Below are 15,054 nucleotides of genomic sequence, written 5' to 3'. Positions count from 1 at the left end.
GCAAATTTTTGATGACAATAAAATAATTGGTTGGTCATCCTGTACTTGATCTAGGACACTGGCTAGGTGAGCTCTGACTTGAGAAGAGGTAGTTTCTCGACTAACATCGTAGCCCTAAGCCTGACTTAATACAATAGTATTGTAAATACTGAAAATTGGAACTGGGCTAGACTGCGTTCGCGTAGCGTGACCAAAGGTCAATCGCATTCTCAAACCCGAATCCTACCAAGCTCAGATCTGGCACCTGGCCCATGCAACCTGTTGACTATACCACCCTGACCGCTGCTTGTTCTGAGCTCCGTGCTACCTGGGTACCAGGACGTACCGAACAAGTCTATCAACGCGATCGCTACACCATTGCCATCGCCCTACGCACCCTAAATGGTCGAGGTTGGCTCACCATTTGTTGGCATCCCCAAGCCGCCCGAATTTGCATAGGAGATCCACCACCAAGGGTTCCCGACACCTTCACCTTTAGTGACCAACTGAGGCACCAGTTAGGTGGCTTCGCCCTAATTGCCATCGAAACCATTGCCCCTTGGGAGAGAGTCTTAGACCTGCAATTTGCCAAACGCCCTGGAGAAGCTCCGACTTGGCATTTGTATGTAGAAATTATCGGCAAATACAGTAACCTAATCCTCACTGATGCTGACAATCTAATTGTCACCACTGCTCATCAAGTCAGTAACCAGCAATCCACCGTCCGTACTATTCAAACCGGTCAACCCTACGAACTCCCACCAGCCCTCACTGGCACCACCCCCAGTTTGACTGAACCCTACCAGAGCTGGCAAGAACGAGTCAGTTTGATACCAGGAGCAGTAGCACATCAGTTACTCAAAAGTTATCGAGGATTGAGTCCCACCCTCGCTCGCTCAATGGTACAAGCAGCTGGTTTAGACCCAAAGCAATCCACCGAAACCCTAGAAGAATCCGACTGGCAAAACCTATTTCAACGCTGGCAACAATGGTTACAAACTTTATTAAACGCCAGCAAGTTCTCTACAGACAACCGACAACCATCTAACCTTCAACCATCTAACCTTCAACCATCTAACCTTCAACCATCTAACCTTCAACCTGTTAACCTTCAACCTGCTAACCTTCAACCTGCTAACCTTCAACCTGCCAACCTTAAACCTGCTAACCTTTTTCAGCCAGGCTGGACAAACCAAGGATATACAGTAATGGATTGGGGGATAGTTAAACCAGCTGAAAATATCCAAACCTTACTCAATTCCTACTACACCAACCAGCTCAATCAACACGAGTTTGCCCGGTTGCATAACCAACTGACTCAGAAGCTAAATAATAACCTACGAAAACTACGGCAAAAAGCCTCTAGCTTTAAGGAACGTTTACAGCAATCTGACCAAGCTGATCAATCCCGAGAAAAAGCTGACTTATTAATGGCATATCTCCAGGATTGGCAACCAGGGATGAAATCGATCACCCTACCTGACTTTGAAACCAACCAGCCAGTCAAGATTCCCTTAAATCCTGAGAAAAATGCTGTCCAAAATGCCCAAGCTTTCTACAAGCGACACCAAAAACTGAAACGAACTCGCGATGCGGTTGAGCCATTACTAAAAGAAGTACAAGAGGAAATACAGTATTTAGAGCAAGTCGAGGCATCATTGACTCAGCTAAACACCTATAACACTCTAGACGACTTACAAACCCTACAGGAAATCCGCGAAGAGCTAATTGGGCAAGGATATTTAGAAGCTTCTGCTCAAAGGAGTCGTAATCTATCGGATGTTTCACAGCCCTATCGATATCAAACTCCCAGTGGCTTTGAATTATTGATTGGTCGCAACAATCGGCAAAATGACCAGCTGACATTTCGTACCGCTGGGGATTATGACCTCTGGTTTCATACCCAAGAGATTGCTGGGAGTCATGTACTACTGAGATTAGAGCCAGGAACAGTAGCTGATCCAGCAGATTTGCAATTTGCTGCTGATCTAGCCGCTTACAACAGCCGGGGGTGTCAGAGTGAACAGGTACCAGTTGTTTACACGAAACCCAAATATGTCTACAAGCCCAAAGGAGCTAAACCAGGCATGGCGATTTATAAGCACGAGCAAATCCTCTGGGGGCGTCCTGATCAAGGTCGTGATTACGTGATGAAATCTGCCTCAACCAAAAAATGTAAACTTTAATTACAAAAAAGAACGTATTCTCTGTTACGATAAATTTAAAGAAGAAATTTTTAGGCTGTCGGTTTGGGAACGCACAGCCTGGATATTCCTCGTGGAAAATGACGACGTATCTCTAATTAATGGTCTAGACCATACCAGCTGTATCCACAGCTGGTGATTTTTTTCGTATCTAGGAGTACTTTATTGATTTGGTATCAGCGTTCATCCCCTTTCCCCTTGGTTAATCAGTTGCACGCCAAGAACCTCAGCAAATTTACCACACAGATCTAAGCGTACCTGTTCCACATTAAGATCCGGAATAAACTGAGCTAGACTACCCACGGGTTTATCCGCAATGCCGCAGGGAACGATATGATTAAAACCTGCAAGGTCAGGACAGACATTCAAAGCAAAGCCATGCATGGTAATCCAGCGCTTCACCTTAATGCCAATGGCAGCAACTTTACATCCTTCTAGCCAGACACCAGTCATCCCAGTCACCCGCTCACCCTTGAGTCCATAGACAGCCAATACCTGAATCAAAACTTCCTCCAGCTGTCTGAGGTACCAGTGTAAATCTTGGCGATAATACCGGAGATTGAGAATCGGGTAGCCTACCAGCTGTCCAGGACAGTGGTAGGTCACTTCACCACCACGCTCTATCCGATGCACCTCCGAGTTAACCTGATTGGGATCGAATTTGAGAAAGTCAATACTCGACCCTTTTCCTAGGGTGTAAACCGGTGGATGCTCCAGCAACAGGAGAATATCATCCAAACTGGAATCTTGGAGCCGTTGACTAACTAGCGATCGCTGTTGCTCCCAAGCCACTGTGTAAGGGACTAAGCCTTGATGACTAATTAAACATTTACGCACAATCCTCAATTATCTCATACTCTATGCCCTATTTTATCAATGTCAACGAATGCAAAGGAATTTAAAGAGAAATCAAGAGTTGATGTTCTCTAGAATACAAAGTGATAGGGTAAGAGTATGAACCAATAGCAGATCTCCCCAACCTCCACTGCTATTGTCAAGCGCAAACGTTACGAGATGGAGTAGTCAGTATGAAGCTTGTTATCCAAGGTAAAAACATCGATATCACCGATGCAATTCGTGACTATGTACATCAAAAAATAGAAAAGGCGGTCAATCATTTTCAAAACATTACCAATCAGGTGGATATAAATCTATCGGTGGCTCGTAATCCTCGGATAAACCCGAAACAGACAGCTGAAGTAACCATTTATGCCAATAAGACAGTGATTCGTGCCCAAGAGGGGACTGAAAACTTGTATGCCAGCATTGATCTGGTGGCTGATAAGATTCATCGTCAACTGCGCAAATATAAGGAGAAGCAGCAATCCCAGAAAACCCGTAATCAGGCCAAGACAGAGGTAATACTAGAAGAAGAATCGGTGCCAGTTGATCTGATTAGCGATCGCACTCCTGAGCTACCCGAAGAAGTGGTGCGTATGAAGTATTTTGCCATGCCCCCAATGACTGTAGAGGAAGCTTTGGAACAACTAGAGCTAGTAGACCACGATTTTTATATGTTCCGGAACATTAAAAGCGGGGAGATTAATGTAATCTATGAACGCAATCATGGGGGATATGGAGTAATCCAGCCCCGTAATGGCAATGGAAAAACTCACCACACTAACGGTAAGGTGCCTCAAAGCCTTAGTGCTGCCGCAGGATTCATATAAAAACTCTGTGGAAGGTTAAAGGTTGACCGTTGACCGTTGACCGTTGACCGTTGACCAGAGTTAACAAAATCTTCTCAAAGCTCCACACCATCTTAAAAGCTTGGTGTGGGGTTGTTTGCTATCACAATTTATGCCTGACTTTATAGTGTTTCCATGGAAATTGGAATTGTGGTGGAGCTCTTAGCACAGGGTTGTTCAACTGGGTTTTGGGATAAGATTAAGAGGGAATTTTCTGGTAAGTACCTGGATATAAATAAACAGGACTTACGCCACCAACCTGGTTATTAAGGGTAATTACACCGATTTCAGCGTTTGATGTATAGCGATGCAGCGCGGTCTTGGGGGTCCCCCCCATGAGCGACTGCATCAAGACAACCAGAAACCGGGTTTTAACGGTCTTGGTGCGTAAGTCCTGATTCAGTTAACTGTGTTAAGACATGTGTAAGAATTGTGTAAGACCTGTGAAGGCATTGAATCCCCTTCTATTGCCTGATAGGCAAGTTTATCGTTCCCAAGTCTTAACAGTTAACTTTAATTTTGTCCTACTACTTACACCTACCCTATCTCCCTTAACTGCCCTCCTTGCCTCACCTCACTCTTAACGTTGTGCCTTTTTTTTTCCATGGAATTTTTGACCATATTCCTATCAGGCTTAATCACTGTGGTTTCTGGGGTGGGTTTCATCCTCGACAAGGTGATCGAAAGCAATATCCGCTCCCAGCTTTCCCAGGTCGAGCAATTGCAAGTCCGAGTTAACAACACTCCCAATTACCAAATTTTGCCAGGCAAAGTAGACCAGGTTTTAATTGCTGGTAAGGGCTTATGGCTGACGCCAGATATCCGGATTGGTGTCTTGGAACTAGAAACTGATCCGATTGACCTTGATATAGAGAACGTCCGTAAAGGTGGTAAAGACTCACTAGCGAACTCTCTGAGGCAACCGCTACAAGCTGGAGTGCGTCTAGTTTTAACCGAGTCAGATATTAACCAAGCTCTAGAGTCGCCGGAAGTTAGAGAACAATTAAACGATTTGATCAATGCTGTGATCAGTCGTGGCAGTAGGCGTTATAAACTACTGAACTCACAAGTAGACTTCCTAGATGACAACCGTATTTATTTACAAGTGACATTGCAGCAAGGAGATAATCAACCCCTAGAGATTATCTTAAACTCCGGTGTGGGCATCCTGACCGGGAAAAGCATACAGCTAATTGAACCAAAGTTGTCGGTTGATGGGAACCCACTCCCACCTCAGTTAATCAAGTTATTTGTTGGTAGTCTTAGCCAGCGCTTAAATCTCAGTAATATTGAAGATGAAGGCATCACAGCCCGAATCTTACAATTTGAGTTAAGTCCTAGTGAATTAGAATTAGCAGCATTTGTCCGGATCAAGGAGTAAACCGTGTTAAGGATGAAATATCAAAGATGAAGGATGAAATATCAAGGATGAAGTCTCAAAAATTGAATTTGGTTTCGTGCCACTAGTCCTATCTGATCATAGTAAATCAAATTACCGTAAATCAACCTTTTGATTAATCAGTTATTATGCATGACCAACAAGACGATCGTGGTATTCCTCTCGGTGTGATTGCCAGTATTTCCATCCTAGTCTTAACAGCAGGAGGTGGAGGTACCTGGTGGGCATGGCGTTCACAGCAATCTTCCCCAGAAGTGCCTGTGACAACTACACCCCAATCATCTACACCTAAGTCATCTCAGACTATACAACCCACAACTGAAAAACCCTCAACTAAGGAAAAAATTCAGGTCTATTGGCTCAATGATGTTGATAACCAAATTGTTTTAATTCCTAGTTCAATTCCCTTAAATAATAAGACCCTTAACAAAGGTCAGATATTAGAGAGCGCATTCGAGGGTTTATTGGCTGGACCGACCAATGGCACATTTACGACCACTATTCCCCAAGGTACAAAACTACGGGGTGTTTCTCTCAAAAGTGATGGTGTTCATGTAGATTTGTCCCAGGAATTTACCGTTGGTGGCGGCAGTAGCTCCATGAGCGGTCGTCTGGCGCAAGTTGTTTATACAGCCAGCAGTTTAGACCCCAATACTCAGGTATGGATTGAGGTAGATGGGAAACAACTAGAGGTTTTAGGTGGAGAAGGCTTAATGCTTGATCAACCACTGACTCGCCAAGATGTCAATCAAAACTTCCCACTCTAGAGGTTTCCCAGGTTAGACTGCTTTGAGCAGTTGCTCACTAGCGTTGGATGAAAATTTTTCAACCGACGCTGCGGCACATAAATATACGTTGGCAGACCTCTAATTCCCATGCCCAGCAAACCTATTTTCGCTTCTAGCAGCTATTATTAGCTTGACATCTGTCAAACCTATCTAAGGAGTAATCCTTAGTCAGGTTTAATCCGCATTAGTGCTTGACCATATTCTATTGGTTCTCCATTTTTTACCAAAATTTCCATTACTTGTCCACTCACTTCTGCTTCAATTTCGTTCATCAGCTTCATAGCTTCAATAATACAAACAGTTTGACCAGCACTAATGCGTTCCCCTACCTCCACAAAGGGGTCTTCATCAGGAGCAGGAGCGCGGTAAAATGTCCCAACCATGGGTGAGTTAATTTCCTCCCACTTTTGATCTACCCCTGGTGGAGGTACTGATGGGACTGTTGCTGCTGGTGTTGAGGCTACCTCTAGTACTGGTGTGGGAGCAGTGGGTATAGTGGAGCCAGAGATGGGAACCCCTACGGAGCCAGCAGCTTGATAAGGAGTGCTAGCTTCACCGGAATCACTAGTAGGGGTGATACTGACCCCTTTACGCACTGTGAGTTCAAAATCATCACTCTTGAGGGTCAGTTCTGTAATATCGGTTTGAGCAATAGCAGCTAACAGATCACGAAGTTGATTGATGTCTAATGCCACAATTTTTAAAAAGAGGTTAGGGTCTTGGGGCTAAAGGCTAAGGGTTAAGATTTTTTGGCATTATTTTGCCTTAGTAGTCAGGTGAGTCCATTATCTTGATTGCCATGATCTATTCAGGGCATCAAATCAGGGCATCAAAACAATTTACTCGCGACCAAGATAAGAATCATTACGGGTATCGATTTTAATGCGCTCTCCTATGGAAATGAATAGAGGAACCATCACCTGAGCTCCTGTTGAAACCTTGGCTGGTTTGGTACCGCCAGTAGCGGTATCACCTTTAACACCAGGATCGGTATCGACTACTTCCAACACTACAGAATTGGGCAGTTCTACTTCTAGAATCTGGTCGTTCCAGAAGAGGATGTTCACTTCCATTTCTTCATTGAGATACTTGGAGCGATCGCCAATCTGGGATTCACTTAGACTAGTTTCCTCGAAGCTTTCCATATCCATGAAGACATATTCATCGCCATCTTTGTAGGTATGCTGCATGGCACGTTTTTCCAGGTTTGCCTGGGGTACTGTTTCCCCAGCCCGGAAGGTTTTCTCTACAACATTCCCTGTCTGGACATTTTTTAGTTTGGTACGAACAAAGGCGGAACCTTTTCCAGGCTTGACGTGGAGAAATTCCACTACCCGCCATACGGATCCATCTAACTCAATAGAGACACCAGTGCGAAAGTCGTTACTAGAAATCATTAACCTGCTAACTCGGGCAGAACAATCGGCATCTTATTTTACCCTTGAGAGGTTGAAGGTTGAAAGTTGCACTTTGGAGGTTAAGGTAAAGATTTGTGCCAAAGTGTTGCGCTAAGTGACTTGCCCATCCTAAACTAAACGATACTTTTGGCTAATCACCTCAACGCTAGTTAAATCGATGGGGGGATAGGAAGCTTACAGGGGTAGGTTTTTTAATCAGGGTCGGGAGTCGGGAATCGGGAGTCGGAACCCACCCCTAACCCCTCCCAGGAGGGGAAGAGCGGGAAATGGGGAGAATTATTTCGAAAATTATTGTATATTTGGATACAGATTTTTCGGAGTTTCTAGGCATTAAAAGTAAGTACTCGCCCCAATGTTTAAAAACCTACCCTTGTGAGGGGATAGGCATAGGGGGAGAGGGCGATAACTTGGCTAGCTCAGTGGGTTATTGGTGTGATGGGCACGGACCCCAGCTGAAAGACCGAAGCTAATGGCTCAACAGTATCATAAACTACCTTGACATGGGAAGATATGAGATGAAGTTTTGATACGTTGTGGATCAGCCTTGACCCCACTGGTGTAATGCTTGGGGTAATTATTGTTTATGAAACTTTTAAAGATTTCTTTGCCAGATTGGTGGAAACCCTTGACCAAGACTACCCTCTTGGGGCTGCTGTTAATGTCCCTTTCCTTAGGTCTGAGTGGAGCTTGGTGGAACTTTAAGTTTAACTTTGGTAATCAAGAACCTGCTCGTGAAAGTCGATTACCAGGGGGTAATGCCATTACTGATGGTAGAGCTCTGTTGCGCTACGGCTTACCGATAGATAATCAGCCAGTGCGGAAAATACAAGCCAGTTTGGAGGATATTTCTCAACAAATGCGGGGCAAACGCTGGAGTCCCATCACCAGCGATATTACTAAAGCTGCTGTGGTTTTAACTAGTAGTGATCAGAAATTACTAGCGGACATTCCAGATGCCAGAAAACCCCAAGGCGAAGCCCTAATTGCCAAGATCCAAGCCGAAATTGCTAAGATTCGAGAAGCTGTGGAGGCTAAAGACAAGGAAAACGTCTTGATTGAGCGCGGGATACTCTTGGATCAAGTTGGGCAACTGGAACAATTGATGGTAGAGGAGTTTCCCTTTGAGGTACCCCCAGAGTATAGTAACTTACCTCAACTTAAGGGTCGCGCTACCGTGGAAATGACCACAAAGGAAGGTTCCTTGAAAATGGTGGTAGATGGTTACAATGCTCCAGTCACAGCCGGTAACTTTGTGGATTTGGTACAGCGGGGTTTCTATGATGGTCTAACCTTCAACCGTGCTGAAGATAACTATATCCTGCAAGCAGGGGACCCTCCAGGAAAAGCGACAGGCTTTATTGACCCGGAAACTGGTGAATATCGAGGGATTCCGATCGAAATCATGCTGAAAGGAGACTCGGAACCGGTTTATGAGTTTACCCTGGAAGAAATTGGTCGTTATCGTGAGCAACCTGTGCTGCCCTTCTCTGCTTATGGTACCCTAGCTATGGCACGTCCTGCAGAAGACCCCAATGGTGGCTCTTCTCAGTTTTTCTTCTTCTTGTTTCAACCAGAACTTACCCCAGCTGGTATCAACTTCATGGATGGGCGCTATTCTGTCTTTGGCTATGTGGTAGAAAACAAAGAGTTACTCAGACAGCTCAAACGAGGGGATGTAATTGAGTCGATGAGAGTTATTGATGGGATTGAGAATTTGGTTGAGCCCCAGGCATAGCTATCCTATAGGTTATAGCGCTACGCCCAAGGCAAGAGGCAAGAGGCATGCTAGCAATAGCTGACTATAATAGCTTTTGCTGCTTTTATAAATGTCAAACACCTTAATGCTTAGTGCTATAAGTGGTCAGCTCCTAAGCGGCTGCGGCGAAGCCAGGGATGAGCTGGACTAATTACTGATAACTAAGTTGATTCCAGTGGGAAGTATCAATAATTGCTCGTTTTCTCGTGACCCTTGAATTACTAAAAGATATTGGAGAACAAGGTCTTCTAGAACGGTTACAGCCTTTCTGTCCACCAGGGGTTGTAGGAGATGATGGAGCGGTAATTCCCCCTCCAGAGTCTGGTCAATCCTTGGTGATTACTACAGATGTTTTGGTGAATGGGGTGCATTTTAGCGATCGCTACGGTGGGGTAAGCCAATGCACTACTAGTCCAGAAGATGCTGGTTGGCGTGCTGCTGCTGCTAATTTGTCTGATTTAGCTGCTATGGGAGCATCTCCCCTAGGCATTACGGTAGGCTTAAGCCTGACAGGGGATGTAGCGGTTAGCTGGGTTGAGAGACTTTACCAAGGCATGACTCAGTGTTTGAACCAGTACAATACACCAATAGTGGGAGGAGATATCTGTCGCTCCCCGGTTATTACTATTGCTATCACTGCCTTTGGTCAAGTCTACCCCGACCAAGCTATCCGGCGTACAGGGGCCAAGGTGGGACATGCCATTGTTGTGACAGGTGTTCATGGTGCTTCCCGGGCTGGACTAGAATTACTCCTCAACCCAGATTTCGGCAAACACTTAAGTCCAGAGGAACGACTATCTCTGATTAAAGCTCACCAGCGTCCCCAACCCAGACTTGATGTGATACCTTTACTAAGGTTACAGGTTAACAGGTTACTAGAGTTACAGGTTAACAGGTTGAAGGTTGAAAGTTGTAACTTACAACCTGATAACTTTCAACCTGATAACTTACAACCTGATAACTTTCAACCTGATAACCTTCAACCAGATAACTTTCAACCTTCAACCCTTCAACCTTCAACCCTTCAACCTTCAACCCTTCAACCTTCAACCCTTAAACCTTCAACCCTTAAACCTTCAACTCTTCAACCTTCAACCCTTCAACCTTCAACCCTTCAACCTTCAACCCTTCAACCTTCAACCCTTCAACTATCCATTGCGGGTATGGATAGTAGCGATGGTTTAGCAGATGCTATTGTACAAATTTGTCGTGCCAGTGGTGTTGGTGCTGAGATTGATCCCAACCGAATTACTTTACCTCCAAGCTTGAGTAAATTGGTGTCCCGAGAGCAAGCTTTGGATTGGGCGTTGTATGGTGGTGAAGATTTTGAATTAGTGCTATGTCTGCCTACTGAAGCTGCTGAGGAATTAGTGGCACAACTGGGGGAGGGAGCAGCAGTAATTGGCAAGATTACTAGTGGTAATCAGGTTTGGTTAAAAGATAAAACTGGCACTTATGCTGATCAATTGCTGAGTTTAAATAAGGGATTTCAGCATTTTTGAAATTTTACCCTTAAAAGTTATTAATCAGATTTAATATTATTCCTTCTGTATCTGATCCAAATCATTAGTGCTCGGATATCATAACTTGAATAAATAAGCAAGATCCAGGTGCGATCAATTTTTTAGCTCAGATTCACTACAGTATCTGAGATAGTGTTAATTTTGAACAATTTGCCTTGGCCTACGATAACATCTGTAAATACTTAGCAGAAGAATATCCATCGGAGTTTTTTCACTGGCTATTGGGTGAAGAACCTCAGGATATTCAGGTACTTAAAACTGAATTAAGTGCTGAACCAATTCAAGCTGATGCTCTGAGTTTACTGCAAAGTACAAACCAAATTCTGCACCTAGAATTTCAAACCCTGCCCCAATCGGAGCCACCATTACCATTTCGGATGTTGGACTATTGGGTCAGACTACACCGCAAGTACCGATGTCCGATTGAGCAGGTGGTAATTTTTCTTAAGTCTACGACCTCACAGATGGTATTCAATAACGAGTTTAGAGATATTAATACCTGGCACCGTTATAGAATAATTCGCCTGTGGGAGCAAGACCCATTACCACTATTGGCCAATCGGGCTTTGTTACCCTTGGCAACTTTAGCCAGGAGTAATCAGCCCCTAGGATTGTTAGAGCAAGTCGTTGCTGAAATGGATAAAATTGAAGAAAAACCATTACGGGGAAATCTAGCGGCCTGTGTGGATGTACTGGCTGGTTTGCGGTTTGACAAAGATTTAGTGCGTCGATTGTTAAGGGAGGAAGTTATGGAAGAATCAGTCACCTATCAAGATATTATCCAAAAGGGAGTCCAAAAGGGACTCCAGCAGGGACTCCAGCAGGGACTCCAGCAGGGACTCCAGCGCGGCAAGCAGGAGGGAGTCCTATTAGTTGTGATGCGTTTGCTAACCCTGAGGTTAGGTTTACTTGACCCTGTGCTCCAACAGCAGATTGAGGGATTATCGATTACTCGATTGGAGGAATTGAGTGAAGCGTTGTTGAATTTTGAAACAGTAACGGATTTAGCGGTTTGGTTGGATAACTAGGGAATAGGGAATAGGAAAAAATAGGGAATAGGGAACAGGAAAAAATTCTGTTTATCCCTACTCCCGACTCCCTACTCCCTACTCCCTACTCCCTACTCCCTATTCCCTGCATCCCCTGTCAACGAAAATGCTGCCCAAAAATAAGGATGGGGATATGTTTCCCGTAAATCTTTCTGGGCTTGCTGTAATGCCTCGGCTTTGTTCATTCCCCCTTGCCAATGGCTGTAAAATTGCTTCATTAACAGTCCTGTCGCAGCATCATCCACATTCCAGAGACTTGCGATGATGGTGGGGGTTCCGGCATACAAGAAAGCACGGGTTAGTCCTACTACTTCATCACCCCGGCTCAATTCACCGATTTTGGTCTGGCAGGCGCTGAGCACAACTAAATTGGTGGTACTGGTTAAATCTAACCCGTAGACTTCATGAACTTCTAAGGAACCGTCGTGCTGGGTATCTTCTAGTAGACGGATGGCGCTGAATAGGGGGTTACGAAGGTTGTACTCCCCATGAACCGCTAGGTGTATAATTCCCGATTGTGTAGCCCTAGACCGGAGAGCGCTTTCGGTAGCCGCTTTCCCCACCAGGGCTTTGGTCTTGAAGAGCTGGGCAATGGTCTCTACTTCTTTTTGAGCATGAGTTAAGGGGGAAAGTCCGGGAATGGTGGGATCTCCCAGGGCGAGAAGACTGCCTGTGGTTGATTTGCCCTTGTCGGGTAAATAGCGCAGGATGCTAGCACTGGGGAGGGACAATAGGGCGTAGTTGTCACTGAGGTACTGCTTGCCGTCAGTGAGGGCAGCGAAGGGGAGATAGTGCAGGATACTGTGGGGAACAATGGTGATGGTGGTGGTGTTGAGATGGGGCTGGAGGGGTACAATTAGCCAGTCGTGCAGGTTTTTCAGTTCTAGGGGATGGGGTTCATCTAAGTCAGCAAAGTCTTGGAAGAGTGTCAGTTCTTCGGTCAGTTGTTGGCGAGTGACATTGAGGGGGACAGTGTGGAAGCTGTTGCGGGTGATAATGAAGGCTAGGGTGCGTTCATCCGTGACAAAGTACTCGACTAGGGTGGTATCCGCATCCAGCAAGCTTTGGATTTCAGGGAGGGAGGCAACCTCTACAGTTTTTAAGCTAGCGATTTCAGGGTTTTGGACTTTTAACTCAACCAGCAAGTCCTGGTATTTTTTTCGCAGAGCAGTTCGGTTGTTTTCGATTTCAGGAATCCTGTCGTTATCCCACTGGTTTTTGGGACCGTTGCGGAGGGTAATTAATTGCTGGCTGAGGGCATTGATTTCACCTTTGAGGTCTTGTTCCCGTTCCAGGAGTTTGGAGTCAGCCCCAGCACGAAAGTCTACTCTACCATTAGCGAGTTGGTCGAGGAAGGCTTTGGCTCTTGCCCGTTCGACATAGTTGAAGGCTGCTTCAAAGTCTTTTTGGTTCCACAGTAGGTTGATGAGATTTTCGTAGGTATTGACCTGTTGACTGGCATAAGAGGTTTTAAACTCTTCTACTTTGATGTCACCTTGGATAGATTCTTTAACCTTGATGGCTTGCTTGTAAAACTCAATCGCTTTTTGGTATTGCTCTAGGTTATCGTAAGCAAGGCCGAGATTGTTGAGGGAGTAGGCTTCTCCCTGACGGTGTTCCAGTTCCTGTGCCAGGGATAAAGACTGCTGAAGAAACTCAATCGCTTTTCGGTATTGCCCTAGTCTACGGTAAGCATTCCCGAGATTGCCCAGGGAGTAGGCTTCCCCCTGACGGTGTTCCAGTTCCCGAGCCAGGGATAAGGACTGCTGATGAAACTCAATCGCTTTTCGGTATTGCCCTAGGCTATGGTAAACAAGCCCGAGATTGTTCAGGGAGTAGGCTTCCCCCTGACGGTCTTCTAGTTCCCGCTTCAGGGATAAAGACTGCTGAAGAAACTCAATCGCTTTTCGGTATTGCCCTAGGATATCGTAAACAAGGCCGAGATTGTTGAGGGAGTAGGCTTCCCCCTGACGGTCTTCCAGTTCCCGAGATAGGGATAAAGACTGTTGATGAAACTCAATCGCTTTTCGATATTGCCCTAGTCTACGGTAAGCATTCCCGAGATTGTTGAGGGAGTTGGCTATCCCCTGACGGTCTCCCAGTTCCCGAAATAGGGATAAAGACTGCTGATGAAACTCAATCGCTTTTCGGTATTGCCCTAGGCTATCGTAAACAAGGCCGAGATTGTTGAGGGAGTAGGCTTCCCCCTGACGGTCTTCCAGTTCCCGAGATAGGGATAAAGACTGCTGATGAAACTCAATCGCTTTTGGGTATTGCCCTAGCTTACGGTAAGCAAGGCCGAGATTGTTGAGGGAGTGGGCTTCCCCCTGACGGTTTTTGAGTTCCCGCGCCAGGGTTAAGGACTGCTGATGAAACTCAATGGCTTTGCGGTATTGCCCTAGCTTACCGTAAGCAAGGCCGAGATTGCCCAGGGAGGCGGCTTCCCCTTGGTGGTATTTCAGTTCCCGAGATAGGGATAAAGACTGCTGATGAAACTCAATCGCTTTGCGGTATTGCCCTAGGTTATAGTAAGCAAGGCCGAGATTGCCCAAGGAGTTAGCTTGCCCCTGACGGTCTTCCAGTTCCCGAGATAGGGATAAAGACTGCTGATGAAACTCAATCGCTTTTCCGTATTCCCCTAGGCGATAGTAAGCAAGGCCGAGATTGTTGAGGGAGTTGGCTATCCCCTGACGGTCTTCCAGTTGTCGATAAATTCTTAGGGCTTCTTGCCAGGACTTCAGCGCAGCTTGAAATTGACTGGTCTTATCTTGTTCAATTCCCTGCTGTAACAGTTGGTCAGCTTTAGCCTTAAGTAACTCTGAGGGCGTGGCTGCTCGCCAACTCAGGGTATAGTTACCAGTTACTTGCTGATTGTAGGAGTTAGCCAAAATGACATAAGTCCCCGTGGTCGGTAGAGTAACCGTAATCCGGGCATTTTTGCCCTCACCACTGTTGTTATCCTTAGCAATCCGGTTACCGTCTGGGTCAATTAGAATCAGGGAAGGGTCAAACTCATCGCTGGTTAGTTCTATGGTAATCTGTTCGCCTGCTTTCCCCTCAAAGGTATGGCGATTGTAGTACCTGTTGTTCAGAGTCTCGCTGCTGCTATTAACGCGATCGCGAACTGTGGTACTCTTTAAAGCAATCCTTTGACCAGAAGACTTCATTAAGGGTATAGTCTCTGGAGCAGTTAGAGATTGTGCTGGAATTTCCCAAAACCTGGGGTTAGGGCGTGTCTTCAAACTCGGAG

At 45.6% G+C, this 15,054-nt stretch carries 11 protein-coding genes; 7 read left to right on the top strand and 4 right to left on the bottom strand.

The features are described from left to right. Nucleotides 1-251 precede the first annotated feature (251 nt). Nucleotides 252-2,165 carry an NFACT RNA binding domain-containing protein gene (locus tag F6K51_RS15965; protein ID WP_293021723.1) on the top strand — a complete coding sequence of 638 codons (1,914 nt, stop codon included), beginning with the start codon at nt 252-254 and terminating at the stop codon, nt 2,163-2,165. A gap of 201 nt (nt 2,166-2,366) precedes the next feature. Here the strand turns inward: F6K51_RS15965 and lipB are convergent, their stop codons facing one another. Further along, entirely contained in the window at nt 2,367-3,020 is a 654-nt protein-coding gene (lipB, locus tag F6K51_RS15960; RefSeq protein WP_293021721.1) for a lipoyl(octanoyl) transferase LipB, read from the bottom strand. Between the two features lie 191 nt (nt 3,021-3,211). Here lipB and raiA point away from each other — a divergent pair, with 191 nt between their 5' ends. From raiA to F6K51_RS15945, 3 genes are all read left to right on the top strand, one after another. Next, entirely contained in the window at nt 3,212-3,853 is a 642-nt protein-coding gene (raiA, locus tag F6K51_RS15955) for a ribosome-associated translation inhibitor RaiA (protein WP_293021720.1), read from the top strand. A gap of 622 nt (nt 3,854-4,475) precedes the next feature. Beyond that, a complete protein-coding gene (locus F6K51_RS15950; RefSeq protein WP_293021719.1) occupies nt 4,476-5,252 on the top strand; it encodes a DUF2993 domain-containing protein in 777 nt (258 codons plus the stop codon). Between the two features lie 146 nt (nt 5,253-5,398). Continuing rightward, nucleotides 5,399-6,037 carry a GerMN domain-containing protein gene (locus tag F6K51_RS15945; RefSeq protein WP_293021717.1) on the top strand — a complete coding sequence of 213 codons (639 nt, stop codon included), beginning with the start codon at nt 5,399-5,401 and terminating at the stop codon, nt 6,035-6,037. Nucleotides 6,038-6,222: 185 nt separating this feature from the next. On the opposite strand, the gene accB is transcribed toward F6K51_RS15945, so the two are convergent. After that, nucleotides 6,223-6,753 carry an acetyl-CoA carboxylase biotin carboxyl carrier protein gene (accB, locus tag F6K51_RS15940; RefSeq protein ID WP_293021715.1) on the bottom strand — a complete coding sequence of 177 codons (531 nt, stop codon included), beginning with the start codon at nt 6,751-6,753 and terminating at the stop codon, nt 6,223-6,225. Between the two features lie 144 nt (nt 6,754-6,897). Then, nucleotides 6,898-7,455 (bottom strand): elongation factor P, encoded by a 558-nt coding sequence (gene efp, locus F6K51_RS15935; RefSeq protein WP_293021713.1) that lies wholly within the window; start codon nt 7,453-7,455, stop codon nt 6,898-6,900. Nucleotides 7,456-8,059: 604 nt separating this feature from the next. Between efp and F6K51_RS15930 the strand changes: the two genes are divergently transcribed. The 3 genes from F6K51_RS15930 (at nt 8,060) to F6K51_RS15920 (ending at nt 11,783) form a co-directional block, all read left to right on the top strand. Further along, entirely contained in the window at nt 8,060-9,211 is a 1,152-nt protein-coding gene (locus F6K51_RS15930) for a peptidylprolyl isomerase (protein WP_293021711.1), read from the top strand. A 227-nt stretch (nt 9,212-9,438) separates the two neighbouring features. After that, nucleotides 9,439-10,734: a thiamine-phosphate kinase gene (gene thiL, locus F6K51_RS15925; RefSeq protein ID WP_293021709.1), complete on the top strand. Its 1,296-nt coding sequence runs from the start codon at nt 9,439-9,441 to the stop codon at nt 10,732-10,734. Between the two features lie 176 nt (nt 10,735-10,910). Continuing rightward, a complete protein-coding gene (locus tag F6K51_RS15920; protein WP_293021707.1) occupies nt 10,911-11,783 on the top strand; it encodes an Rpn family recombination-promoting nuclease/putative transposase in 873 nt (290 codons plus the stop codon). Nucleotides 11,784-11,875: 92 nt separating this feature from the next. On the opposite strand, the gene F6K51_RS15915 is transcribed toward F6K51_RS15920, so the two are convergent. Then, the gene (locus F6K51_RS15915) at nt 11,876-15,046 is read right to left on the bottom strand and encodes a tetratricopeptide repeat protein (protein ID WP_293021705.1); all 3,171 of its coding nucleotides are present in this window, start codon (nt 15,044-15,046) and stop codon (nt 11,876-11,878) included. Between the last annotated feature and the right edge of the window lie 8 nt (nt 15,047-15,054).

This window comes from Moorena sp. SIO3I8, from assembly GCF_010692325.1.
GTDB lineage: Bacteria > Cyanobacteriota > Cyanobacteriia > Cyanobacteriales > Coleofasciculaceae > Moorena.
Note: the sequence above shows the minus strand (reverse complement) of the source record. Positions and strands in the feature narration are given on the sequence as shown.